This window comes from Paenibacillus sp. FW101-FHT12H11, from assembly GCF_058790355.1.
On the sequence record NZ_JBYTCO010000001.1, the window covers coordinates 459,162 to 485,659 of the forward strand.

Annotated in this window: 21 protein-coding genes and 1 pseudogene; 20 read left to right on the forward strand and 2 right to left on the reverse strand. The window is 41.3% G+C overall.

What is annotated here, in order from left to right; all coding sequences use genetic code 11:
- Nucleotides 1-55 precede the first annotated feature (55 nt).
- The 10 genes and pseudogenes from AC3WTJ_RS02135 to AC3WTJ_RS02180 all read left to right on the forward strand — a co-directional run bounded on the left by AC3WTJ_RS02135 (nucleotide 56) and on the right by AC3WTJ_RS02180 (nucleotide 12,076).
- On the forward strand, nucleotides 56-373 hold the full coding sequence (locus tag AC3WTJ_RS02135) for a winged helix-turn-helix transcriptional regulator (RefSeq protein WP_492520351.1): 318 nt from the start codon (nucleotides 56-58) through the stop codon (nucleotides 371-373).
- A gap of 157 nt (nucleotides 374-530) precedes the next feature.
- Nucleotides 531-1,328 (forward strand): SDR family NAD(P)-dependent oxidoreductase, encoded by a 798-nt coding sequence (locus AC3WTJ_RS02140; protein ID WP_492520352.1) that lies wholly within the window; start codon nucleotides 531-533, stop codon nucleotides 1,326-1,328.
- Between the two features lie 72 nt (nucleotides 1,329-1,400).
- Nucleotides 1,401-2,468, forward strand: coding sequence for a substrate-binding domain-containing protein (locus tag AC3WTJ_RS02145; RefSeq protein ID WP_492520353.1), 1,068 nt, complete (start codon nucleotides 1,401-1,403; stop codon nucleotides 2,466-2,468).
- Nucleotides 2,469-2,537: 69 nt separating this feature from the next.
- On the forward strand, nucleotides 2,538-4,049 hold the full coding sequence (locus AC3WTJ_RS02150) for a sugar ABC transporter ATP-binding protein (RefSeq protein ID WP_492520354.1): 1,512 nt from the start codon (nucleotides 2,538-2,540) through the stop codon (nucleotides 4,047-4,049).
- A 23-nt stretch (nucleotides 4,050-4,072) separates the two neighbouring features.
- Complete coding sequence (locus tag AC3WTJ_RS02155; protein WP_492520355.1) at nucleotides 4,073-5,056, forward strand: ABC transporter permease; 984 nt, start codon at nucleotides 4,073-4,075, stop codon at nucleotides 5,054-5,056.
- 38 nt (nucleotides 5,057-5,094) lie between these two features.
- The gene (locus AC3WTJ_RS02160; protein WP_492520356.1) at nucleotides 5,095-6,057 is read left to right on the forward strand and encodes an ABC transporter permease; all 963 of its coding nucleotides are present in this window, start codon (nucleotides 5,095-5,097) and stop codon (nucleotides 6,055-6,057) included.
- Nucleotides 6,058-6,190: 133 nt separating this feature from the next.
- Nucleotides 6,191-7,879, forward strand: a complete 1,689-nt coding sequence (locus AC3WTJ_RS02165) for a methyl-accepting chemotaxis protein (RefSeq protein WP_492520357.1) — start codon at nucleotides 6,191-6,193, stop codon at nucleotides 7,877-7,879.
- A 283-nt stretch (nucleotides 7,880-8,162) separates the two neighbouring features.
- Nucleotides 8,163-10,094, forward strand: coding sequence for a fructose-1,6-bisphosphatase (locus AC3WTJ_RS02170; protein WP_492520358.1), 1,932 nt, complete (start codon nucleotides 8,163-8,165; stop codon nucleotides 10,092-10,094).
- Nucleotides 10,095-10,812: 718 nt separating this feature from the next.
- Nucleotides 10,813-11,334, forward strand: a pseudogene (sigK, locus tag AC3WTJ_RS02175) (RNA polymerase sporulation sigma factor SigK); the annotation flags it as partial.
- Nucleotides 11,335-11,401: 67 nt separating this feature from the next.
- The gene (locus AC3WTJ_RS02180; RefSeq protein WP_492520359.1) at nucleotides 11,402-12,076 is read left to right on the forward strand and encodes an ABC transporter ATP-binding protein; all 675 of its coding nucleotides are present in this window, start codon (nucleotides 11,402-11,404) and stop codon (nucleotides 12,074-12,076) included.
- Nucleotides 12,077-12,382: 306 nt separating this feature from the next.
- Here AC3WTJ_RS02180 and AC3WTJ_RS02185 read toward each other — a convergent pair whose 3' ends face one another.
- The gene (locus tag AC3WTJ_RS02185) at nucleotides 12,383-12,994 is read right to left on the reverse strand and encodes a TetR/AcrR family transcriptional regulator (RefSeq protein ID WP_492520360.1); all 612 of its coding nucleotides are present in this window, start codon (nucleotides 12,992-12,994) and stop codon (nucleotides 12,383-12,385) included.
- Between the two features lie 155 nt (nucleotides 12,995-13,149).
- Between AC3WTJ_RS02185 and AC3WTJ_RS02190 the strand changes: the two genes are divergently transcribed.
- The 9 genes from AC3WTJ_RS02190 to AC3WTJ_RS02230 all read left to right on the forward strand — a co-directional run bounded on the left by AC3WTJ_RS02190 (nucleotide 13,150) and on the right by AC3WTJ_RS02230 (nucleotide 23,021).
- Complete coding sequence (locus tag AC3WTJ_RS02190) at nucleotides 13,150-13,509, forward strand: DoxX family protein (RefSeq protein ID WP_492520361.1); 360 nt, start codon at nucleotides 13,150-13,152, stop codon at nucleotides 13,507-13,509.
- Between the two features lie 344 nt (nucleotides 13,510-13,853).
- On the forward strand, nucleotides 13,854-14,672 hold the full coding sequence (locus AC3WTJ_RS02195; protein ID WP_492520362.1) for a helix-turn-helix domain-containing protein: 819 nt from the start codon (nucleotides 13,854-13,856) through the stop codon (nucleotides 14,670-14,672).
- Between the two features lie 115 nt (nucleotides 14,673-14,787).
- The gene (locus AC3WTJ_RS02200) at nucleotides 14,788-16,044 is read left to right on the forward strand and encodes a multidrug efflux MFS transporter (RefSeq protein ID WP_492520363.1); all 1,257 of its coding nucleotides are present in this window, start codon (nucleotides 14,788-14,790) and stop codon (nucleotides 16,042-16,044) included.
- Complete coding sequence (locus AC3WTJ_RS02205; RefSeq protein ID WP_492520364.1) at nucleotides 16,019-16,609, forward strand: hydrolase; 591 nt, start codon at nucleotides 16,019-16,021, stop codon at nucleotides 16,607-16,609. Before AC3WTJ_RS02200 ends, AC3WTJ_RS02205 begins: the two co-directional genes overlap by 26 nt.
- Nucleotides 16,610-16,669: 60 nt before the next feature.
- Nucleotides 16,670-17,476 carry a helix-turn-helix domain-containing protein gene (locus AC3WTJ_RS02210; RefSeq protein WP_492520365.1) on the forward strand — a complete coding sequence of 269 codons (807 nt, stop codon included), beginning with the start codon at nucleotides 16,670-16,672 and terminating at the stop codon, nucleotides 17,474-17,476.
- A gap of 79 nt (nucleotides 17,477-17,555) precedes the next feature.
- Complete coding sequence (locus AC3WTJ_RS02215) at nucleotides 17,556-18,527, forward strand: proline dehydrogenase family protein (protein ID WP_492520954.1); 972 nt, start codon at nucleotides 17,556-17,558, stop codon at nucleotides 18,525-18,527.
- Between the two features lie 418 nt (nucleotides 18,528-18,945).
- Complete coding sequence (locus tag AC3WTJ_RS02220) at nucleotides 18,946-19,374, forward strand: chemotaxis protein CheW (protein WP_492520366.1); 429 nt, start codon at nucleotides 18,946-18,948, stop codon at nucleotides 19,372-19,374.
- Nucleotides 19,375-19,390: 16 nt separating this feature from the next.
- Complete coding sequence (locus tag AC3WTJ_RS02225) at nucleotides 19,391-21,403, forward strand: chemotaxis protein CheA (protein WP_492520367.1); 2,013 nt, start codon at nucleotides 19,391-19,393, stop codon at nucleotides 21,401-21,403.
- A gap of 31 nt (nucleotides 21,404-21,434) precedes the next feature.
- Nucleotides 21,435-23,021, forward strand: a complete 1,587-nt coding sequence (locus AC3WTJ_RS02230; protein ID WP_492520368.1) for a methyl-accepting chemotaxis protein — start codon at nucleotides 21,435-21,437, stop codon at nucleotides 23,019-23,021.
- A gap of 195 nt (nucleotides 23,022-23,216) precedes the next feature.
- Here AC3WTJ_RS02230 and AC3WTJ_RS02235 read toward each other — a convergent pair whose 3' ends face one another.
- Entirely contained in the window at nucleotides 23,217-24,101 is an 885-nt protein-coding gene (locus AC3WTJ_RS02235) for a helix-turn-helix domain-containing protein (protein WP_492520369.1), read from the reverse strand.
- Between the two features lie 201 nt (nucleotides 24,102-24,302).
- On the opposite strand from AC3WTJ_RS02235, the gene AC3WTJ_RS02240 reads away from it, so the two are divergent.
- The gene (locus AC3WTJ_RS02240; RefSeq protein ID WP_492520370.1) at nucleotides 24,303-26,438 is read left to right on the forward strand and encodes a glycoside hydrolase family 28 protein; all 2,136 of its coding nucleotides are present in this window, start codon (nucleotides 24,303-24,305) and stop codon (nucleotides 26,436-26,438) included.
- The last annotated feature ends 60 nt before the right edge of the window (nucleotides 26,439-26,498 follow it).

Here is a 26,498-nt window from a genome sequence, read left to right on the forward strand (position 1 = left end):
TTTATTGAGGCGTCTTTATCTTTTAAGAAGTTAATGCTCAAGGAGGAAGTGAAGGATGCTCACATATAAGGGTAAGGCATATTTATGTCATCTCGACATGGGGATGGAGCTAATCCGCGGCAAGTGGAAAGCAGTAATTCTTTGTCATTTAAACGATGGTCCGAAACGATTTTTAGAATTGCAGCGGAACGTGACAGGTGTTACTCAGAAAGTAATTAATGACAACTTAAAAGATCTCGAAGAAGACGGGTTGATTGAAAAGAAAGTTTATGCTGAGGTTCCGCCAAGGGTTGAATTCAGTCTTACACAAGCGGGCAAGGAGCTTTTTATTGCATTAGATATGATACAGCAATGGGCGGAAAAACATTTCTAATAGGAAATCTCTTGAAGTAAGTGTCAAAGGTTGCCCTAAAACAGCAATTGTTACTGGAAAGTAAGATAACTTACTTGAAAGTGGGTACTGTTGCAATAATTATTAGGCATTTACTGAATTTGAATCAAAAAAACAACTTTTATGGGAGGGTTTTACTTTGAAAACGGGTTTGTTTGGAAAAAGAGTCTTAGTTACCGGTTCGACTTTAGGTATTGGACATGCAATCGCTCAAGCGTTCCTTGAAGAAGGAGCGAATGTAATTATCAACGGCCGAAGGAAAGAGAGAGTTGACGAGGTTGTTACTGAATTGAGCTCGCTTTATCCTAATGTGGGAGTGAGTGGAATTGCAGCTGATCTTAGTTCCCTGGAGGGCGCAAATAACCTTTATGATGAGGCAACGAAAGATGGGAGTTTAGATGTTTTAGTGAATAATGTTGGAATTTATGGCGTAGTGCCCTTCGTTGATATTAGTGACGAAGAGTGGTTTCATATCTTTAATGTGAATGTGATGAGCATAGTTAGATTATCTAGAAGAGCACTTCCCGATATGTTAGCGGCTAATTCAGGGAGAATTATTAATATTGGCAGCGAGGCTGGTATCAGAGTTAATAGTGATATGTCACACTATTCCACAACGAAGTCTGCTTGTTTAGGATTGACTAAAGCATTAGCGGAAATGACTAAAGGTACTAGAGTAACAGTAAATAGTATATTGCCAGCAGCAACGATGAATTCTGGTGTTTTAGATTACCTAGAAACCATTGCAAAAAAAGAAGGGATTACACTAGAGCAGGCACAAATCAATTATTATGAGCATGGAACAGATTCAGGATCATTACTACAAAGGTTTCTAACGGTTGAAGAAGTTGCCATGACTGTCATATCGACAGCTGCTAATAGCGGGCTTAATGGTAATAATATTCTCATAGATGCAGGAGTTATCAAACATATTTAGTTTTATTGTAAATGATAGCGATTACAATAAATATACTTCCTTAATTATCGAAATGAGGTGGATGGTTGATCTATGAAAAATCAGAAATTTTATGTGAGACTCATCGTATTAACACTAGGCGTTTTGATGGCTGCGACAGGCTGTGAAAGTAGTCCAGCAGTGAAAACGGAAGTTCAATCAGAATCTGCACCGAAATCTTCTCAAGAACGGGTATATTACTTCGTTTCAGGGTTTCAAGCACATCCTTATATGATTGATGCGCATCTAGGATTCAAATATGCGGCAGAAAAATTTGGCGTAAAGATTGTAAAAATGGGACCGGATGGATTCGATAGCAAGGCTGCTTCAGAAGCCTTAGAGCAAGCAATCGCAAAAAAACCTGCCGGGATAATTACCTGTTTATGGGACTCTGCGGAAGTACCTGCCATCAAGCGTGCGATGAAAGAAGGAATTCCTGTCATCGCAATGACATCGACAGTCCCGGATGCTGGGGTAATGACATATATTGGACTTGATAATTATCAATCCGGCATAGATACAGCAAAAGAGCTAATTAAACAAGCAGGTAACTCGGGTAGTCTAGTTGCTCTTGGAAACTGGGGAGCTTCCAATACGGATGAGAAGTTTAGAGGATTGATGGACGGTTTAAAAGATACAAATTGGCAGTTATTAAGTAAAGTCGATGATAAAGCGAATACAGAAAGCGCAATAGAAGCTGCTAAATCAGCATTCAATAACTTTAAGTATCTAACAGCTATTGTTGGACTAGATTCAAGTTCAGGAACTGGAATCGGTTCGGCTATGGAAGAACTAAATATTAACCCTAAAAATGTTGCAGTTGTGACTCATGATAGAGAGTCGGGTACTGTGGAATATATCCAAAAGGGTCTAATACGCTCATCCATTATTAATAAAACCGCTACCGATGCTTATATGTCCATTTTACTTCTAGAAGCCTATAATGATCAAAGTATCGGATTAAAAAATGTTCCTGTTTCCAGGGACAATGCAAAAGCCATGGTTAACATCATACCAGAGACTATGTACGAACATACGGTTGTTATTGATAAAAACAATGTAGAAGAATTTCTTTATAATAACTTGCCTCGTTTTCCTAAGGGAGAAAAGCTTTACCAGTAAAAATTGGGTCAGGAATCTAAGATATTCAGATCCCTGACCCTTACTTTTAAATAGGAGAGGATTATAGAAATGAGTGAATCAAATGAAGAAACTGTAGTTATACATCAAGTTGCCAAACGTTTCGGTGCGGTTGAAGCACTTAAAGGAATTTCATTTTCCATCAGAAAAGGAGAAATACATACTTTATTGGGTGAAAATGGTGCTGGAAAGAGCACACTAATCAAAATCATTATGGGAGAGCAAGCACCGGATAGTGGTTCCATTATTATTGATGGAACGCCAGTAGATGCCTTTACACCGAAGGATGCACAGAAACTTGGTATTTCCATGGTACATCAAGAACTGGCTGTATTCGAAAATATGACAGTAGCAGAGAATATTTTTCCTAACAGTAATTTCACAAACAAATGGGGCATCATTGATAAGAAACGTTTGATACTTGAAGCTCAAAAAAAAATAGATGTTTTTCAATTAAATATTAGGCCCGACCAAAAGATGGAATCTTTAACGCTAGGCGAACAACAAATGGTTGAAATCTTAAGAGCAATAAGTCTTAAAAAGAAAATAATCATGCTGGATGAACCGACCTCGAGTTTGAATAAGGAAGAAGCTGAACGACTTGTAACCATTTTGAAATTGCTCAGAGACAGTGGGTTAACCATCATTTATATTTCCCACAGAATTAATGAAATACTTGATTTAAGTAATAGAATCACAGTATTAAGAGACGGCGAATACATATGTACTCTTCAGAACGATGAGAATCTAACAGAAAATGCTCTAATAAGCAAGATGGTTGGAAGGGAGCTAAGTGGGGATTTATATGTAAAAAAAGTCTATGAGGATGAACTGGAATCGAAAGAAACGATACTCGAAGTAAAAGACTTTACTAAGAAGGGTTCCATCCAAAATGTAAGCTTTAATCTAAAGAAAGGTGAGATTCTAGGTTTTTATGGTTTAGAGGGGTCAGGGACTAACGAATTGTCGCGCATGATTTTTGGACTTGAAGTCAGAGACCATGGAGATCTTTTTTATAAAGGGAAGAAATTAGATAAAGTTACACCTGAAATATTAATTGAGCAAAAAATCCTGTATCTTAACGGCAATAGAAAGAATGCAGGTCTTTTGTTACAAATGCCAGCTATCGATAATATGTCATTACCTGTGTTAGGGGAATTTTCAAAATATTCATTTTTGGATGTTCAGGCATTAAAAGAACATACGACCCGATTCATTAGAGAGTTTTCTATTGCTATTTCGTCTATTTGGACGAGGCCAGGAACTTTGAGTGGCGGTAATCAACAAAAAATCATGTTGTCTATTTGCTTAGGAAATGAACCAGAATGCTTTATTATTAATGAGCCTACGAGGGGGATCGACGTTGGGGCGAAAAGTGAAATTCATAAATTTATCATTAATCATGCTAAGAAAGGCATGAGTATGATAGTTTTTAGCTCGGATCTTCCGGAACTAATTAGTCTGGCTGATAGAGTTATTATTATGCGGAAAAAGATGATTAGCGGTGAACTCAAGAGTAATGAGATTAATGAAAACGAAATTATGTCATACGCAGCATTGTAAAAAAAGATGGGAGAGAGGGAAAAATGACTACTGAAAGTCACAAGCAAACAATAAGGGCACTTAATACAGTCCAACCTAAATTTGATGCAGGCGCATTGTCTATAGTTTTGCTAACGATTATCCTCTGTATAGTACTTACTTTTACAACAAGCAGTTTTATGTCATACAACAATATCTATTCCGTAATGTTTGGGGTATCCATTCAGTATTTTGCCATTATCGGTTTTACATATTTAATGATAATGGGCGAATTAGACATGTCAGTAGGGGCTGTTTATGGATTTAGCGGAACCTTAGCAGGGGCTTTAATGATCAAATGGAATATGCCGTTTATTGTTGCAGTTATATTAACTATGCTTTTTTGTGGCTTATTAGGAGCAGTGTCGGGGTTTATGGTTACTAAGTTTAGAGTGAATTCCATGATGGTTACTATTGGTATGATGACAATCATACAAGGCGTTAATTGGCTTCTAATCGGAACGCTTCAGGGTTATTCTTTTCCAGATAGTTATAGACATTTCGTTACTTTTCGAGTAGGGAGCATCCATTGGACCATTCAATCTATGATTGTGCTAGTCGTGATTCTTGAGATTCTTACTAAAAAATCGACATTGTTCAAAAAAATGTACTATGTGGGTGCTAATAATGAAACAGCCCGGATTTACGGTATCAAGTCAGAAAAGATTAAAATTCTCACTTTCGCAGTTTCCAGCTTTACAGCATCGGTCGGAGGTATTCTTGCTACTTCAAGAATAATGCACGCAGATGTTACGACAGGCGTCAATTTGGAATTTCTTATGATAACCGCAGCCGTTGTAGGAGGAGCTAGCTTGTTCGGCGGAAAAGGCAGTATTCTAAAATCTGTTTTAGGTTTGGTTTTCCTGGCTGTTATTTTTAACGCGATGATTATTTTTAAAATTGATCCTTTTATTCAACAGGTAATTGTCGGTTTAATTTTAATTGTTTCCGTTTTTTTAGATACTCAATTTCATAGAATTACAAAGTGACAAGATGTTAATTAGTTGGAATAGGAGGATTACTATTTATGGATGCCATCTATAAAAAATATGAATTTGCTTCATTTGCCATCAATGCCGTACTTATAATCGTCCTTGTAGTGTTCAGTCCCTTTTTCTTTACTACCGCTAACTTAGATTCTTTACAGACTGCAATTGCACCGACAGCCATTATAGCCATTGGTATGATGGTTCTGTTAATAACAGGAGGGTTTGATCTTTCAGTTGGATCTATTATGAGTATAAGCGGCGTCATCACCGCTATGCTGCTTGATAAAGGTATTTCGGTCGCGCTATCCATTCTAATTGGCATTTTAGCTGGAGTTTTTATAGGTTTAATAAATGGATATTTAGTGGCATATGCCAAAATCAATCATTTAATAGTTACCATTGGAATGATGTATATGGTTCGTGGGGTTTCAGAAATTTTACTGGTGGGGAAGGGAAGAGAAGGATATAGAAATTTCCCAGAAGGATTTATCCAATTGGGAACCGGTCAATTATTTGGAATTTACTACATCTTCTGGATAATGATTGTGTTTGTAATTGTTACTCAGTTATTGCTTCGTTACACGCCAATGGGTAGAAACTTGTATTATTTGGGAGGAAATTCCGAAGCGGCGGGTCTATTGGGTTTAAATGTGAAAAGAATAAAAATGACGGCTTTTATACTAAGCGGAACATTATCCGCATTTGCAGGGATTTTATCCACAGCTCGATATGAAATGGCAAACAGGTATATGGGGCAAGGAATGCATATGAGTATTATTATAAGCTGCATCATTGGTGGAGCAAGCCTGGCCGGTGGAAGAGGTTCTATTATTGGAGCCATGTCTGGTGTTATTTTTACTTCCTTACTCAGTAACTGCTTTAATTTGTTTGAAGTTCAACCGCAGTGGCAAAACGTCGTAATTGGGGGGATGCTAGTTATCGTTATCATATCGGATGGTATCTTAGCATTAAGAAAACGACGCAATTTAAAAGAGCAATGATTGAAATAAAAATATATTAAATGTTAAATAAAATAAAATTTTAATTTATATTTGACAATAAAAAATAAAATTCGTAATATTGAGATGTGTTCAAATACTATATTCTATCCGATATAAGGGAGCTGTCTCCATCATGAAATTATCTATTAAACAAAAACTTATCGGAAGTTTTGTTCTTGTCTCTCTCATTTTCGGAGTTGCGTCTTGGTTTTCTTATACAAATGCAAAAAAGACATCTGAATCCTATGATTATGTAATTCGTAATGCTCTTGAACTAAGATCCATTTCACAAAGTATACAAGCGGCATCACATATGCAAAATGGTTCCCTTCGTGGGTACATGATGTATGAAACGTCTGATATGAGAGAGTATACAAATACAGCAAATTCGGATATTGACCTTCTCATAAATAAAGGCAGATCTTTGACCTCACAACAAGAAACTATTCAGATATTAAGTGAAATTGAAGGTTTGAATAAGAAGTTTAGGATAGAATCTAATAAAGTTATGGATATAACAACAAAAAATAAACAGCTCTCATTACAACAAGAACAAAAGAATGTGCTTCCATTAAGTTATGAAATCTACAATAAGTCTCAAGATTTATATTCCATGTTGACTGGACAAGTAGATGCCGCAATAACTCAGACCAAAGCTGAATCCAGTCGCGGAATTTTTAAAGTACTCATTGTAAGTGTTTTTGCTACGATCATTGCGATTGATTGTGGGGTGACCATCTCCATGCTTATATCACGTCCAATCGGAAAACTAAGTCGCGTTGTTCAATTAGTAGCTCAGGGAGACCTTTCAATTGACAAGCTGCGTATCAAAAGCAGAGATGAATTATATATATTAAACGATTCTTTTGAAAAAATGACCGATAATCTCCGTGACATGATAGGCCAAATTAAGTTGAATTCTGAGAAGATAGCCACATCGGCAGTAGATCTGAAGGCAGGAGCGAACCAAACGAACTGTGCTGCCGAAGTTGTTGCTTCTGTCATCGAGGAGATTGCAAACAGTGCCGAAAATACTAAAGTGAAAATTGCATATAACACGCAATCCTTACAAGAAATAAAGACAGGTATGTGTTATATTGCTGAACGTACAAACAATGTATCTGAGTTATCAAAAGAAACATCTATGGAGGCAGAGGAAGGCAATCAATATGTTGAAGAGAATTTAAAACAAATGCATTCTATTTATGATTCTGTGAAACAATCAAATGATGTTATAAACTCTCTGTCCAATCGTTCTCAAGAAATTAGCAGCATATTGGATGTGATTAATGGAATTGCTATGCAAACGAACTTATTAGCATTAAATGCAGCGATTGAAGCAGCTAGGGCTGGTGAGCACGGAAAAGGATTTGCTGTCGTATCAAATGAAGTTAGAAAATTAGCCGAACAATCTAAGAAAGCGACACATACGATCAGTACATTAATAGAAGGAATCCAACAGGATAGTTTTGAAGCTGTAGAAATTATGAATACTGTGATGCAAAACGCGAAACAAGGTCTTGAAGTCTCTGAGGAGACTGCGAGCAAGTTCATTAAAATCTTAGACAGTGCAAAAAATGTTACGCCACAAATTATAGAAATCACCGCAACGACTGAACAGATTACGGCAAGTGTTACAGAAGTCACTTCTTCAGCAGATGAAATTTCAAAACTTGCTCAGATTAATGCAATTCAATCCGAAGAAGCTTCTTCGACAACGGAAGAACAGCTAGCTTCCACAGAGGAAATAAACAACTATGCACAGAGCCTTGCTATCATGGCCGAAGATTTAAAGTTATTAGTAGATAAATTTAAGGTCTGAGCTTAGTAAGGGGCTAAAACAACAAAGTGGGAGTACATCCCTAAATCTCAATATCGAGATTTAGGGACGTACTCCCTGTTTATTCAGAGTGATGTAGATTGTCTAAGACGTTTCATGCTGCGAACTAATTCAGCATCTACTCTATAAAAACTTAGTCATTTAATAATAAGTTTAGTTCATTAAGTGAATGGAAGAAGTACTCAAATTGAATATTGAAAACGGATAGCTCCATTAAAAAAAGCTCTTATACACCACTATCTTTCCTTGAAGGGGGACATCTGTTTTGGATGAGCAGTTTCTAGATTTATTGGCACAGAAATATGATACGGAAGAAAAAGTTGTAACAGAAATCATCAATCTTGAAGTAATCTCCAATCTTCCCAAGGGAACTGAGCATTTTGTCAGTGATTTGCATGGGGAGTTCCATGCTTTTCAGCATGTACTCAGAAACGGTTCGGGTACCGTAAAAGAGAAAATCAAAGACTTGTTCAGTGAGATTTGGACGGATCGTGAAATAAATGATTTTACAGCGTTAGTTTATTATCCAGAAGAAAAAATACAGATGGTTAAAGGAGACCTGTGCAATAAAAAAGCCTTGAACCGATGGTACAGACAAACGATTGAACAAATGCTTAGGCTCATTTCTTACGCCTCTTCTAAATATACGCGCTCAAAATTGCGTAAAGCTCTGCCGGAGCAATTTGTATATATTGTAGAAGAACTTCTATACAAGACGGATTTGACCAACAATAAGGACCCTTATTATGAGGAAATTTATCGGCAAATTATTTCCTTGGGTCAGGCGGACATGCTCATTATCGGCCTTGCTTATACGACCCAGCAGGTTGTGGTTGACCATCTTCATGTGGTCGGAGACATCTATGACCGAGGGCCGGACCCGCATAAAATTATGGACACGCTGATCAACTACCATTCAGTAGATATCCAGTGGGGGAACCATGATGTCCTGTGGATAGGAGCCTATGCGGGCTCTCAGGTCTGCCTTGCAAATATTATCCGAATTTGCGCAAGATACGACAATTTGGACATCATTGAAGACGTATATGGAATCAATCTTCGCCCACTGCTGAACTTAGCGGAGAAATACTACGATGACAATCCTGCCTTTAGACCGAAGCTACAGACAGACTATACCGGCTCGGAGGAGGAAATCCTGCAGATTACCAAAATACATCAAGCCATTACAATGATCCAGTTTAAGCTTGAAATCCCTATTATCAAGAGACGTCCATATTTTAATATGTCTGAAAGACTTTTGCTTGAGCAAATCGATTACGACAAAAATGAAATCAAAATCGGCGGTAAAACTTACCCATTGGAAAATACCTGTTTCGCAACCGTAAATCCGCAGCAGCCTGCAAAATTATTGGAAGAGGAACAACAGGTGATGGAAAAACTGCTGTTCTCTATTCAGCATTCCGAGAAGCTGGCCAGACATATGAATTTATTTATGAAACAGGGCAGCCTTTATCTAAGATACAATGGGAATTTGTTATTTCACGGCTGTATTCCTTTGGATGAAGAAGGAAACATGGAAGAAATGCTGATTGAGGAGAAAACATATTCAGGCCGTAAGCTGCTTGATGTCTTTGAATATTATTTACGTTACGCCTTCGCGCATCCGGAAGAGACGGATGACTTGGCTACGGATATGGTATGGTACATCTGGACAGGGAAATGTTCTTCACTCTTTGGAAAGAGAGAAATGACGACTTTTGAACGGTACTTTATCCAAGATAAAGAAACCTATAAGGAGAGAAAAAATCCGTATTACCATTTGCGTGAAAATGAGGAGATCTGCCGGAAAATCCTGCTGGAGTTTGATATGAATCCGGATCAAGGACATATCATTAACGGCCACACGCCAGTTAAAGAAATTCGTGGAGAGAACCCAATTAAAGCAAACGGAAAAATGATTGTCATTGATGGCGGTTTTTCCAAAGCTTATCAATCCACAACGGGCATCGCCGGATATACTTTGTTGTATAATTCCTTTGGCATGCAGCTCGTTGCCCATCAGAAATTTAATTCAAAAGAAGATGTGTTATGTAAAGGAACGGATGTATTGTCTGTAAAAAGGCTAATGGATAAAGAACTGGAGCGGAAGTTGGTGAGGGAAACCAATGTCGGAGAGAAGCTGCTGCAGAGAATCACAAATTTGAAAAATCTACTGGAATATCGTTATATGAAATGAAATAACTGTAACAGCCTCGTTGCGCTACTGCAGGATTTCATCCTAGTATGAAGAAGTTGATGGAGGAGGACCCAGTAGCTTGAAATAGGGTAAGCGTAAACTAAGAAACTGCACCGAACGGTACGGACTGTGGTGTGCGAGGTTGGCTACTCAACTAATGGGTAGCCTTCTAACCGATTTAGTTATGAAGAAAGGAATATAGTAGTAAAACATATCGATTGTTTACTTTATGAGAATCTAATAATAATGAAGTAGGACTCAAATGTATGATGGCTGGTTATTCGAGCAATTCTTAGATATGAGCTACTAAGACCTAGCCAGCATAATGTTACCACTCTTTTTTATGTTGATGTGTTCATTGTATCCAACTATTTGGTTCTGTATTTCATAAAATCAATCCGATTATTCTGATTGAAAAAAGCTATCTGTATTTTTCATGGATTTACTCGTGGTTTACGAGAATGGATATTTTCCATGTGGTTGGAATGGTGAATATCCAAGCAATGGAGAATTGGTTGTTTACTAAGGGAATTGAAATATATAAAACCTTGATTGGCCTCGTGCCTTTCAAGGTTTTCTTTTGTCGTGCGCTTACTTAAAAATCCAAAAATTAGCTACAACGAGTGCGGTTACAGGCCCTGACGCCTTATGTCGCCAACTGTAGTTCCTCATTTTTATGGAAGAATCAGGCTAGGAGATAATACACTATTTAACATAGCTTCGTGTCCACAACCTCAAAAAATTCGACAATACGGGTGAAGATCTGGAGGATTTGATTTCGATCGGAACGATCGGCTTGATCAAAGCCATTGAGTCGTTCTCCCCGAACAAAGGGACAAAGCTTGCGACTTTTGCGGCTCGCTGTATCGAGAATGAAATACTTATGCACCTTCGCTCGTTGAAGAAAACACGCAAGGACGTGTCCTTGCATGATCCCATCGGAACGGACAAAGAGGGGAATGAAATCACTTTGATCGACATCCTCGGTACGGAAGCGGACGATGTCGTGGATAAGGTTCAATTGAAGATAGAGAAAAGTAAAATATATCGGAACTTAGAGATTTTGGACGACCACGAGAAGGAAGTCGTCGTCGGGCGGTTCGGGTTGGAGCTTGGCGGGGAAGAGCGGACGCAACGGGAGATAGCGAAGGAGTTGGGCATTAGCCGCAGTTATGTATCGCGGATTGAGAAACGCGCGCTGATGAAGCTGTATCATGAGTTTTATAAGGCGAAGCGGTAAGGTCGATCAGTCGGAGGAGTCGCATTCCTCATTTATTTGGTGGCTTCAGATAATGGAGGGGAAGTGCATGGCCTTAATCCAGATTGAGCACGTGAGTAAGAGCTATGTGATGGGCGGGGAAACGATTCGAGCGTTGGATGATGTTTCGTTAGAGATCGATCACGGCGAGTTCGTGGCAATCATGGGACCGTCGGGTTCGGGGAAATCGACGCTGATGAACATTTTGGGCTGCTTGGATGCTGCGGATCTTGGGGACTATGTGCTGGATGGAAAGGCCATTAATCGGCTCAAAGATGCACAGTTAGCTGAAATAAGGAACCCGAAGATCGGCTTCGTCTTCCAGAACTTTAACTTGTTGACACGGTTGAATGCGTATGAAAACGTGGAGCTGCCGCTAATTTATCGGGGATTGAGTAAGCGTGAGAGGGAGCCTGTTGTCATGCAGGCCTTGGAAGCGGTTGACTTGGTGGATCGCAGGAAGCATTTGCCTTCGGAGCTGTCAGGCGGTCAGCAGCAGCGCGTTGCGATAGCTCGGACTTTGGCAGGTGATCCGGCGATTATTCTGGCGGATGAGCCGACGGGAGCGCTGGATTCGAAGACAGGTGTAGAGATTTTGGAGATTTTTAAGAGGCTAAATGAGCAGGGCAGGACGATAATCTTGATTACGCATGATCTGGCGATTGCTCAGCAGGCTAAGCGGGTTGTGTATTTTCGGGATGGGAAGTTGAGTGAGGTTGGATAGGATGAGGACCAGGACCCGAAGGGGTTCCGGTTTCTTATTTTGTTATTATAACCTTTGGACTAAACTAACAGGCAGTGCGCGCCTAGCCAAGCTAGGAACAACTTACTAATGCAAGTTCAGTCGGGGTAAGGACCAAGTCGCCCGTAGCTAGCAGGCAGACGTCAGCGAAATCTGGTGGCTGAAGCCCAGTGAAAAGTCGCGCTTTGCGCGATGAAGCAAAATCTGCAGGCCGTAATGAAAATGAATCCTACCGTATCGTGAAAGTGAGCCCGAAAGGGACAAGAGAGTTTTTCTAATAAATATATATTAACTCGTACGGTCTTGCTGCTTGTTTAAGAGGCACTCGCTTACTTGGGTTAGAAAGGTTGACCACTTAGTTTGAAAATCATGATCGGTCGAGTCACATCCGGTAAGGAACTTGGTGATATTGCTGAAAACAATGGGATAAATAGTTAAGGCTGTTAATGCCAGCGTCAAAAGTTCAGGCTCGATCTCCGGCGGTACAAGCCCTTTTTCCTTTTGAACCTTCCAGTACTCCATGTAGGATTGAAGGGCAAGTTCCCCTCCTTTATTCCAAGATGTTGGCTCTGCCCAAGATTCGAGCGCTTCCCAAGCGGCGAACCTAATAAAGTCTGGTCTCACCTGGCTGTTGACCCTGTATCGATGTTCGGCAATATTAACCGGGTTATCAGGAATTTGCGAGACCCACTCTGGTTCGCTAGTTGCTGAGTTAGCTAAAACGGCTTCAAGCAATTCTGCTTTTCCCTTGAAGTAATGATAGATTAACTGCTTCTTTACCCCAGCAATTTCTGCGATTGACTCGATCCTCGCCCCTTTAAATCCCTTGTCGAAAAACTCTTTTTGTGCAGCGTCGAGAATACTCTTTTGGGTGCGTTCCGCATTACGCACTACTCCCATACAGTTGAACCTCCATATCCATTCTAATAAACCTATTTTAAGCCGTTACTGAAAAGGCGTCAAGTTGTAATTTTACATGCGGTAAGTTATAACTTGACAGAAGTTAAGTTATAACTTACCATTTGTTCAGTGGCAAATAAAGGGAGGTAATTCAAATGACTGTATTTTCAATCGTGCTTCAGAGCTTATTGATTTTGTACTATGTCTTTTCGGGTTCTGCTAAGATGGCTGGCGTCAAGTATTGGGTTGATATATTTAACAATCTGAGGATTCCCCAATGGTTTCGCGTTTTCACAGGAGCCTTTCAGTTGGTCGGAGCGGGAGTGCTTGTTTGGGGCTATTGGGATATGGATGTGATCTCTTGGGGCGCTATTTGGCTTGGAGTTTCGATGATAGGTGCACTCCTCGTGCACTTAAGGGTCAAGGATTCAGTTGGCAAAACGATGCAACCTGTTGTGTTTCTTCTGTTACTCATTGTTTTAACGATTATTAATGCGGACGGACTAACAGTGTGATTGCATCACATTACCTTTGTTACAACGCGGTGAACCGTATCACAAATGAAGCAAATTTTTGATACAAGGCGAGGGTCTATGAAGAAAACAATGGATTCCTCGCCTGATTTTCTACCGTTTGAAGAGACCTTATTTTTCAAGCGAGGTTTCGTGTCTAGAAGTCTAGAATAGTCCAGAGATAGAGTAGGTTTATCCATACGGTTATCCTTTACAATAGATAGGAAGGTCTACCTCTCCTATCTATTGAAAAGGACTTTTTTTGCTTCAACACAATTAATGAATATTCAGAATGATACGTAAGCTTACAATTTTGATTTAAGACAGTATATCCGTTGGAGACGCTCATGAATTTAAAAGATCTCTTCTTCCATATTCATTATTGTAATTCCTTCCAATTAGATAATCACCTTGTTAAATTCAGCAGAACGCTGCAGCATCACGAGCTGATGTATTTCGCCAGAGCCAGAGGCAGGTTTACAATCGCGAAAAAAACCTTTGAGCTGCAGGACGGCATGCTGCTGTATATCCCCTCTGACGTGCCTCAAACGTTCGAGAGAACTTACAATTCCGTCAGTTGCTTTACCGTCCATTTCAGTTACGCCGCCGTGAATATAAATGAAGGACATTGGCTGCTTAAAGAGGAGCCGAAAGTGCTCCCGTTCCAGCCTGCGCAGAAGCTGAACAATGCTTATCAAGTTGAGGAAGGATTTAAAAAGCTGACAGAGGTCTGGGATGCAAAATTGTCAGGTTATGAATTCAGGTCCAAAACTATCCTTCAGCAATTGCTGACGGCTATTTCAGACAACCTGAAAAATGACAATCACCCTTTCTCTACCGCCTTGAAGGTAGAGAAAATCATCGAATATATGTATCACCATATACGCGATAAAATCACCCTGTCGCAATTGTCTGACCTTGTGCAATGGTCACCGACTTATTTGTCTAGATCTTTTAAAGAAATAACCGGCTACTCCATTATCGAGTTCTTCAATAAGATTAAGATGGATAAAGCCAAAGAGCTGCTGCTCGAAGGAAACAATAAAATTAAGGAGGTTGCCGGTGCTCTTGGCTACGCCGACGAATTTTATTTCAGCCGCGTATTCAAGAAAAGGGAAGGGCTCAGTCCCTCGGAATTTTACAGCAAAAATGTCCATGGAGATTAACATCCTGCATGGTATACAAGCGTCCCGGCTGTTAAGATGAGGCTGTTATTGTGAATCAAGGTGGTGGGGCACAATACAAACTTTGGTATCGATGCAGAAGGGAGGCTTGTTTGTCATGCCCCTCTGGAAAAGAAATTTATTCGCTTGCTGGTTCGGGGTATTTGTTACAGGCATCGGGATGAGTCAGATCGCGCCCATCCTACCGCTTTTTATCAAGCATCTAGGCGTTCAAGACTCCGGATCGGCCGCTGTGCTAACAGGAATCGCATTTGGAATCACCTTTGTTGTATCCGCCATTTTTTCTCCTTTATGGGGGAGCGCTGCGGACAAAATTGGACGCAAGCCGATGCTGCTCCGGGCCAGCCTAGGCATGGCCATCGTAATCGGCTGTATGGGCTTTGCCCACAATATCTATGTTTTGATTGGGCTTCGGCTGCTGCAAGGGGTCATTACAGGCTATACCACGACTTGTACGACGCTGATTGCAACACAGACAGATAAGGAACATTCCGGCTGGGCACTAGGAGCTCTTTCCACCGCCAGCACTTCAGGCTCGCTTATCGGGCCGATGATCGGGGGTTTTATAGCCGAAAAGTTTGGTCTGCAGGCTTCTTTTTTTGTCACCGGTGGACTGATGCTGGTTGCTTTTATCATGACAGCCCTGCTCGTTAAGGAGACATTTCAGCGCAAGAATAAAAAAGTGCTTCGAATAAAAGCAGTCTGGGCCAGTGTACCTGAAAAGGGCTTGACGATAACTCTGTTCATTAGTTTTTTGGTTATGACGATAGCCATGTATGCTATTGAGCCGATCATTACCGTCTATGTCACGCAACTGTCCCGGAATACCAGCCACATTGCGCTGATCTCCGGCTTAGCTTTTTCCGCTTCGGGACTTGCAAGTATCTTAGCTGCCCCACGGCTCGGGAGGCTATCTGATCGCATAGGGCCTCATAAGGTCATCCTGGCCGCCATGATTGCGGCGGGTATTTTATATGTTCCACAAGCCTTTGTAAGCAATCATTGGCAGCTGACAGCCCTGCGCTTTTTGCTGGGGTTTGCCGCAGCAGGGTTATTCCCCTCTATGAATGCCCTTGTCAAGAAAATCACTCCCGAAGCCCTTACCGGCCGAGTGTTCGGGCTAAACGTTTCAGCTCAGTATTTAGGCGCATTTGGTGGCTCTGTGTTTGGTGGACAGATCGCGGCAAGTTTAGGCATCCCCTGGCTATTTTTCATCATGAGCGCGGTGCTACTGTTCAACGCTGTGTGGGTGTACTTTAAGGTGTATAAGAAACTTAACATAAATAAGTCTGTCTTATACACAAATCAATTAGATGGGAGAGGACCCTATGACAAATGTAAAAACAGTTCTTGAATTGGACGTGAAGATAACCGCACTAGTAGTTATTGATCTGCAGAAAGGAATCGCCAATCAGGCGCTTCGCTTAGCTCCGAACTCGGCTGAGCAAGTCATCGGAAAAGTCACCAAGTTGGTTGAGGCTTTTACGGAAAAAGGTGCTTTCGTCGTGCTTGTCAGAGTTTCGAGCCTGGATGGTAAAGATAGGCTGCATCCACACACCGATGCCAGCCCCAATGTCTATCAGCTGCCTGAAGGCTGGGACAGCCTGATACCCGAATTGGCAAGCTTCCAGGATGCCCACGTGGTGACTAAACGCCAGTGGGGAGCTTTCTACGGAACGGACCTCGATTTGCAGTTACGCCGTCGCGGGATCAACAACATCGTACTGTGTGGAATCTCCACCTCTATCGGAGTAGACACAACCGCGAGAGAAGCTTTTCAGCATGGATACAATCAAGTATTTGTCGAAGAAGCGATGACAGCTATGGAGAAAGAAGAGCACGATTATGTCGTGAACTCCATCTTCCCTAAGATCGGCAAAGTCCGGACAACGGATGAAGTCGTTGCTGCACTTCAATAATAGACGATGGGGCAATTCTGATAGATTTCGGAGGTCTTATTCTAATTTGGAGGATTGTAAATGGATGATGTGACCTTTTATCGTGACGAAGCGCTACCTTTTTTGGAAGCGAAGCGATGCCAGAAGAGCGACCTGGCGTATCAAAAGCATTTTCACGAGGAGTACTCCATTGGTTTAATCGATGAAGGTGAAACACAGGCATGGTGTGATGGCTTCTTGTGCCGTGTAGAGGTAGGTAGAATGATCAGCTTTCCACCGCTCATTCTTCACGCTTGTCAGCCTGCGCAACATGCTAAATGGAAGTACAAAATGCTTTTCATTAAACCTGAATGGTTCGCTCATCTTGAGCTTCCCGATACCAACCTCCTTGATATTCCGTTCTTACTCGAAAATGAGAAGAATGTAGCTTGCAGCAAGCTGCTTAATCTTATGATGGAGGCATTGACCCGGAACGACTCACCGCTTGAAATCGAAACCGCGTTAGTCGAATTGGTGCACAATCTCGTGAATAAACCTACATCTGATCTTAACCATGAACCTTGTGGCAAGCTGGGACCGAAGTACGTCAAACGGATCAAGGAGTATATCCATGCGCATTATACAGATCGAATTACACTCGAAATGCTAGAACAGGAATCAGGTATTAGTCGATATCATCTCATTCGCATGTTTAAGAAAAGCACGCATTTACCTCCTCATGCGTATCAAAATCTATTACGCATCAATCATGCCAAGAAGGAATTAAAAAATCGGCGGCCCATTGCCGAAATTGCTATCGACACCGGCTTCTATGATCAGAGTCATTTCGCGAAAGCCTTTGCCAAAATCGTTGGGGCAACACCTCAAACTTATGCCATATCCTTATGATTAAGAGCAACTTTTTACAATCCCCTGCTCATGTCTATATTGTACATTAGATTTATCAGACAAGAGGAGGGAACACATGATGGTGACAACGATAAATTTGGAAAAAAAGTTTGCAGAGGCGATGAAATCCATTGCCCGCCGATCCGATTTGAAGATGTATGTGGAACAGACACCGGTCATCTACGAGTTATTGCAGCGTGCGGCAGCAAGATATGTGACGGGGGTGGACCGGCAGGATGGTCTTGAAGTTGCGCGACGGCTGGCTGATAAAGGGTACGCCATCTCACTTGATTTTATTGGTGAAAATACGACAGAAGTACAAGCCTGCGATGGGGCGGCATTGGAACTATCGCAGCTCATGCAAGCGTTGGCAGAGTGTAGAAAACCGGCTCGCGTTTCTTTTGATCTTTCACACATCGGTTTATCGCTAGACGGTGAACTGGCATATAAGCAACTGACAGAACTTGCAGAGCAAGCCAAGAAACTAGGCATTGAGTTGTTTATTAGCATGGAAGAATCGGCCAAGACCGACGCGATACTTTCAATTTATAAAAGAGCGTTGGACATATACGCGAACATCGGTATTACGCTGCAGGCGCAATTGAACCGAACGACTCAGGACTTGAAGGGTTTACAGCCCATCCCTAGCCGGATTCGGATCGTAAAAGGGGCATACCAGGAGCCTGAACAGCTTGCGATTTCACGTTCTACCGCCTTGAACGAGCGATACTTGCAGCTTGTGGAGCAGGCTATCGGCATAGGACATCACGTGTCCATTGCTACCCATGATGAGTCTATTGTAGATGAGGTCATCAAACGGGGATGGATCTATAAGCCGGGTGTTGAGTTCGAGTTGCTATATGGGATTCGGCCGGATTTGAGCAGCCAATTGAAGAAGGCTGGTTATCCTGTTCGCATTTATTTAACGTATGGCCATGAATGGTATCTGTATTTATGCCATCGGATCGCTGAATGTCCTCCTAATCTATTCCAGGCGATCCTCGACATCACGGGTACCGAAAAGGTAGATCCGGTGGTAGACTATGATTAAGTCTGAGTGTAGCTTCAATCTACTGTAACCTCTAAACGTTCATAGTCTAGATGAGAGCAACATGACGGAAGCGAGACGCCCAAAAAGGGAGGAGCGAGACGGGTGGGTGTGAGTAAACTTAGGAAGAACATTTGAGGGTAAGAGAAATCCGATCTTCACGCTTCTTGAAAACCCAGTGGTTATGCGGGTTATCGGAAGTTAATTTCGAGGAAGTGAATACGGGGAGCCTTGTCCTCGACATGCAGAAGACCGCCGGATGGCGGTCTTTTTACGTCCGGTATAACCAAACTTCATAAGCGCCACGCATGGGGCAAATGGAAATGTCGAAATTTGTAGGAATACCTCATATGTCCATAGAAACTGAAGGGTAAAGGAATTGGAACTTTAGTAAAACCAAAATTAGAAAGGAGCAGCTCACATGCAGACAACTGAACAAGAGCAATATGTTGAATTAGGCATTGGCAATGAAACCTATGCAATTCGAATCCAAGCAATCCACGAAATCATCAAAATGCAAGACATTACACAAATTCCAAATGCTATGGCTTATTTAAAAGGAGTCATCAATCTTCGCGGCAAGATTATTCCGGTCATCTCATTAAGAAATTTGTTTGGCTTGATGGAAGAAGAGTATACGAAGTTCACCCGGATTGTAGTCGTTAACCATGCTGAGGAAACGGTTGGCATTATTGTGGACCGGGTTAATAAAGTAACGAATCTCTCTGACATTCAACCGCCACCGGATCGCGTTGGGGGCATTAGCGGCAATTATTTCGCGGGAATTGGGATAACAAGCCATGGATTGGTTGGTATTTTAAAGCTCGAAGAAGTTCTGCTTTCTAATTGATTAGGAGTTGACATCCATGTCTTTATCAGAATACAAACAAGTTTTTCTAGAAGAATTGGAAGAACAGTTAGAGCTTATCGATGAATGTATATTGAAACTGGAGAAAGACGGAAGAACGGATCTTGTAATACAGAACCTTTTCCGAGCTGCTCATACTCTAAAAGGATCTTCAGCGGCGATGGGGTTCGAATCGATGAAAGAACTGACTCATGAGATGGAGCATCTCTTGGATCTTGTACGTCATGATCGGATAGAAGTATCAGTAAGTCTTATTAATCTGTTGTTTAAATCTTTGGATTTACTCAAAGAACTGAAAAAAGAAATTGAAAGCACCGATCAGACAATGTCTGATATTTTGCCTTTGCTGGCTGAGCTCCAAGCCTTTGCATCGGAGAAATCCAACGAACACGCGGTACCGGACACGAAGAAGTCGAAGCATCCATTAAGCCTTTATATGGAAACTAAAATTGGGGAGGCACAGGAAGAGGGAGCTCTTGTAAGCTGGGTGCGTGTCACCATATCCAAGGATAGCATGATTAAAGGTGCACGAGCCCATGTTGTGTTTAATAACTTAAATGATTGGGGCGAGGTGTTATTCACGGACCCATCCCCCGACACGATCGAGGAGGGTAAGGACGAGTCTTTAGAGATCAGCTATGTGTTCGTCGGCAACAAAACAACGGATGAAATTAAAAACTATGTTGCTTCAATGATAGAGGTTGTAGGAGTTGAGGTTGATTTAATTCCAAATAAATCTTCATCCGAAGAAGATACCGTTCCTGATCCTGTTATTACAGCTGAATTGTCACCACAAGTGAGCAACGAAACACGCGGCAATAAAAACCAGACGATCAGAGTGAGCGTGGAACGTTTGGAAGATTTAATGAATCTTGTAGGAGAATTAGTTATTGACCAGACTCGGATTAGTCAAGTGGAACGAAACTTACTCCGGCAGAGTGAGTCGTTCAGCGAATCTATGGAAGAGCTCGGCCAGATATCGGATCATTTGTCGCGAGTGATTAGTGAATTGCAGGGCAGTGTCATGAAGGCAAGAATGCTGCCAATTGAACAATTATTTAATCGGTTTCCGAGAATGGTACGCGACCTTGCTCTTACACTAGATAAAGAAGTGGAACTGGTCATTGAGGGCAAAGATACGGAACTGGATCGTACCTTGATTGAAGAGATTGCGGATCCGTTAATTCATCTTATTCGCAATGCGCTTGACCATGGAATTGAATCCGCCGGGGATCGCATCGCGAAGGGAAAGAGTCCGAAAGGCACGATTAAAATTCGCGCGGCTCATGAAGATAACCAAGTTATTATTTATGTGGAAGACGATGGCTCAGGAATTGACGCGTCCAAAATTTTAAAATCAGCTATCCAGAAAGGACTTCTCGCAGAAGCAGACGCTGGAACGTATTCGGAGAAAGAAGCTATCCACCTTATTTTCCATTCTGGTTTCTCAACGGCTTCTTGTGTAAGCGACGTCTCTGGACGCGGAGTAGGCATGGATATCGTAAAGAGCCATATCGAAAAATTAAATGGACTTATTGATATCCATACGGAGATAGGGAAAGGCACGCAATTCAAAATCCGCCTTCCGCTCACCTTAGCCATTATTACAGGGTTACTTGTAAAATTGAATGAACAAACCTTCATCATCCCGATGAGCAATATCGCCGAAATCGTCAGAGTAACCTCACAAGAGATCCAGTCTATGCGAGGCGAGGCTGTCATTGTGTTAAGAAATCAAATCATACCCATCGTATGGCTGCATGATCAATTTCGAATCGAGAAGAAACCTAATAACAGGAATCATACGCAATTAGTCATCGTCGGGACTGCCGAGAAACGTATCGCGCTTGCTGTGGACGATCTTTTGGGTAACCAAGAGGTGGTCATCAAATCATTAGGTTCGTATATTGGCAAAGTCGATTGCATTTCCGGAGCCACTATTCTGGGGGATGGAAAAGTCGCCTTAATCCTTGAAATATCTGCTGTTATCAATAAACTTATTAGCAAATAACGTAACCAACTAACAACATGAGGTGAAAGTTATGAAATGGTATTTAAATTTGAAAACATCTGTTAAATTAATTTCTTCATTTTTGATCGTTTCTCTGATATTGGCTTTTGTAGGCATTTACGCGATCTTGAATCTGCAAACGATGAACCAAATCGCGTCAAACCTGTATGACAATAATTTAATGCCTGTCAAGGAATTGTCTACGGCTCAAATTGATTATGAAAAATCAAAAGTCCGGCTTCGCGATATCAGTCTATCCCAATCAAAGGAAGAGATGGACACATATAACCAAGAAATTAACGATCTTAGAAAAGATCTTATCCATCAAATAGATACATACCGAGATACAAAGCATACAAAACCGGAACTTGAGTCAATTAAGGTATTGGATGATGCAACATCAGAATACTTCAAACAATTCGATGCCGCCTTGAAACTTGCTTACCTGGATGATCCCAAAGAGTTCACTGCATTTAAAAATGGTCCGCTTAACATAGCTGAGTCTAAGTTTAGAGAGGGTTTAGTGAATTTAATCAACTTGAATATTAAGATTGCGGCAGATACGAATGACAGCGCCGATACCATTTATGCTTCTGCTCGCATAGCCACCATCGTGATTATTATTGTGGCGGTCATAATTAGCCTTATATTAGGTCTTGTCATTTCCCAAATCATTGTTAGGCCGCTTAGAAAGATGGTAACTATAGTTGCGTTAGTTTCAGAAGGAGATCTTCGTCAGAAATCGGATATCAACACGAAGGATGAAATTGGTCAGCTTTCCGCTTCTATTAATCATATGGTAGATAACCTGCAAAGTTTGATAGGAGGTATCATTCAAACTACACAAAGTGTTGCTGCTGCATCTGAACAAATATCCGCAAGCACAGAGGAAATAGCAAGTGGCAGTACGTCTCAATCAAGGGATGCGCAAATTATAACAGAGTTATTCAAAGAATTGTCCGATGCCATTAATACTGTAGCTGTAAGCGCGGAGGGTGCTGCAGAATTGTCATCGCAAGCGGTTCGCACAGCGACGGCTGGAAGTAAGGTTTTAGAAGCGTCAATTGAAGGAATGGAAGTTGTAAATAAGAAAGTCACGCTTCTGGAAATCGATTCCGGAAAAATCGGAGAGATTATTGAAGTTATCGACGATATTGCTCAACAAACGAATCTGCTTGCCTTAAACGCCGCTATTGAAGCCGCAAGAGCTGGAGAGCAAGGAAGAGGTTTTGCGGTCGTTGCGGATGAAGTTAGAAAACTCGCTGAGCGAAGCGGGGAAGCAACTAAACAAATTACTTCGATTATTAAGACCATGCAGGAAAATACCAAGGCAAGTGTCCAAGCGGTACTGGATAGTGTCACTCAGACGCAACAAACAGGAACCGCTTTCCGAGAAATTGTCGAGAGAGTGAACGAGACTTCCAATATGGTAAATGAGATCGCTGCCGCTAGCGAAGAACAAGCTGCGCAATCATCGGAAGTCATTAACTCTGCGCAATCTATTGCGGCGGCAAGCGAAGAAGCCGCTGCCGCTGCCGAAGAGACGGCTGCGACAAGTCAATCTCTGGCTGAGCAAGCTGATCTCTTGAACAGGTCTGTATCACAGTTTAAAATTTAGTCTAGCATAGCATAATGACTAAACTTCGCTGAGCAATATATAAAATTTGACCCACACCCCGTTGCTGTGGGTCGCTTTTATGCTCAATGATTTGGAATAACTAGGGGTTCGGTTTTTGGTTTATACATTTTCTCTTACTAATATTGTTAACAGGTGAAATGTAAATAACTTTTCTACGTACGCCCAGGACGAGCGTCATCTCCCCTTGTTATTGGCGACTCGATACTGTAAAGGTGTCATTCCTAATCTTTGCTTAAATACTTGACAAAATCGGGAAACATTGGGAATGCCGATATGCATGGCAATTTCTTGAATAGGAAGTTCAGTCGTACAAATGAATAAACATGCCTCTCGCAATCTACGGGCTAACAAATATTCAGAAATCGTGCTACCGGTAGAGTTACGGAATAACCGAGATATGTGTTGAGGAGTTAAATAAAGCGATTCAGCCATTTTTCCCAAATCAAAGGGTTCACGGAAATGCATCTCGATCCAATTAAAAGCTTTCTCTGTATGATTTAAGGAACGGGGTGCTTCTGTAGGAGTCGCCGAAACGTGTTTCCAATTGCGTTGTAACCATTGTAAGAAACAGATCAGCAGGATGGAGAAACGTTCCTGTTGCTCCTCGATGGATAAGGTTTTATTTGGTTTGAATTGTTCGAAAAGGTAGTCTAGCGCATCTCTTTGCTCGGATAAATCGATGGCTTGGATAGGGAGTTGTTCCTTCCACAGTTTGACATAAAATTTTTGCAGAAGAGGTAAGTGCTGAAATAGTGGATAAAATGTTTCAGGTTCAAAGAGGATTTTAGAGCGGATATAGGGGGCATTCATCGACGAATGAATCGTCATGCGATGTAGTTGAAAGGGTTGAAAATAAAATAGTGTACCGGGTTTAATAGGAATAATGTGTTGTTCAATCATGGCTATGCCCTCGCCTTGTTGAACGTAGACGAACTCCATGCCTTGGTGAGCATGACTTTTATCCCATATCCCATCAACACCGCTGGTCATATCACGCGAATGTAATTTATAAGGTGTTCGATCTAGATTGAACTTTTGAAAAACAGGATAACGTTTCAAGGGGGACACCTCCAAGCGGTTGCTCTTAAAATTATTTTGTATCCGATTACTATATATATCATATTGGAAACGCTTAATAAAGTGATAGAAACAACATTTTATGTTAAGCTGCGGATATTTTTTAATGAACTTACTCTTTAGAATTAGGACAGGGGCATAAGAAAAACCCCTTTCATAAACAAAATCTAAGGAGGCGTTGTTATGAATGGAATGAGAAGGACAGTGGATCTTATGTTAGTCTGCCTTTTATTTTTCTCGGTCGTTGTGGTGATGATCGTCAATCCGACAAATGCAAGTGCTGCCACTACGGTAACCTATCCTAAGGCAGGTTACACGGCGACGAGCAGCTTATTCTCTTTGGCTGTGGATTCTACTTCGGTAGAAGTGACGGATTATAAAGATTACCACTACGCACATGTCTCTTTCTCGGGAACTGGCGTATTCAAGGTAACCTCGAAAACCCAAACAATTTCAACTTTTGATATTTCACCCCACAGCTTTGGTATATCTGCAACGAAGAGCGGCAATGATTTGACCTTCACTCTGACACAGGGAGCCATTGCACAACCTTATTATATCATTGTCAAGATTAACTCCTTGGAAAACCTTGTTATACTAGCAGATCCGCTTGAAAGTAATGTACCTTCATCTTCCGGAACGGGAATCTATAATATTAAGAATTCACCTTATAATGCGGATAGTACAGGGAATACTCTATCCACTAGCGCTATTCAACTTGCCGTAGATAATGCGTCAGCTGCCGGAGGCGGTACCGTTTATGTGCCGTCAGGAGTCTATAAACTTACTGGAGTATACCTAAAATCGAATGTCACGTTGTACTTGGAAGGAGGCGCTGTGTTAAGAGGTTCTGGAAACATTAATGACTACACCGGCGACTGGGCTCCTTATTCTACTTCAGATGCTCCGGAAGTGGCCAAAATACTTCCATTTATCTATATTTTAGATGCTTCAAACGTAAATATAAGAGGGCGAGGGATCATCGACACGAATGGCAGAGAACTGGCGCCTGCGGCCGCTACCGCTGTAGAAAGCCAGTATCGCAGAAATGCACTCAAATCATTTAATGCCTCGAATCTTCAAATTGAAGGTGTAATGATCAAGGATGCAACGACATGGACGGTCAACATGGAGAAGTCTCATGATATTGTGTTAACGAATGTCAAGGTACTCAATGCAACAGACTGGAAGCAAAACGACGGTATTGATATTTCATCAAGTTATAATGCCGTTGTCGATAAAGCTTTTGTTTATACAGGAGACGATGCTTATTGTGCAAAAGCGAACATTGCTACAGACGATATTTATAACGTTCACTTTAAAAACTCTATTGCTTGGACGAATCAAGGACGTGGCGTGAAGGCGGGATTACAGTCAAGGTCGCTCTTAAGCAATGTATGGTTTGAGAATATGGACATTATTTTGGCGGATGATGCTGGATTAAGCATTATGCATGAAGATGGCACCGGATTGTATCAGCAAATTCATTTCGTGGACATTCGAGTCGAAAAAGTACTAAAAGAAAATATGCGTTTTGAGATTACTGGTACTGCTTACAATTCAGTGAATGATGTTGAAGTGAGTCGTGTCAGCTTCGAGCAAAGTAAGGGATCATCCATAAATGGCAAAAATGCATCAGCAAAAATAAATAATGTAACCTTTAAAAGGCTTAAAATAGCTGGCAATACCATTACCACCTTGTCGGGAGGGAATATTTCAGCAAATTCTAATACATCGAATATTACTTTTAAAAGTAGTGTTCTCAATGAGCAATTTGACGGCACAGCAACTGGCAGTATTCCAACAAGCTGGAGTGCAGAAACTTCGACAACGGGGAGTGTTGCAGTCGCTGAGGTTCCAAGTGCAACGGATAAAAGCGTCAAAATAAACCGGACCTCCACGACCTCGGGAACGAAGGACGAGCTCTCAACAACTTTTTCTCCTTTATACGGAATAGTGACGATTGAGGCTAAACTTCGAAATGATTCTACGACAAAGAATTTTTCCGCACCATTTATTGTTGATGACAACGATAATATCGCATTTAGTCTTAACATGGCTACCGATGGCAAAATCAAAGTATATTACGATGGCATGCACAATAACATACAGACCTATACTTCCGGAACATGGTATACTCTTAAAATCGTACTTAATACGAATACAGATAAATTCGATCTATACATGAATGATATGAGCACCCCGGTTCTTACTAATAAAACCTTCCGTACACCGGTTAACAACATTAGTAAGTTAAAATTTTACAAAGACAGTGCCAACAATAGTGTAGGCTATGTCGATGCAGTAAAGGTGTATTAAGCTTTCGTGAGCCTAGGGCAGGCAAAAGGAAGTTTGCCTGCCCTAGGCTTGCATATTAGA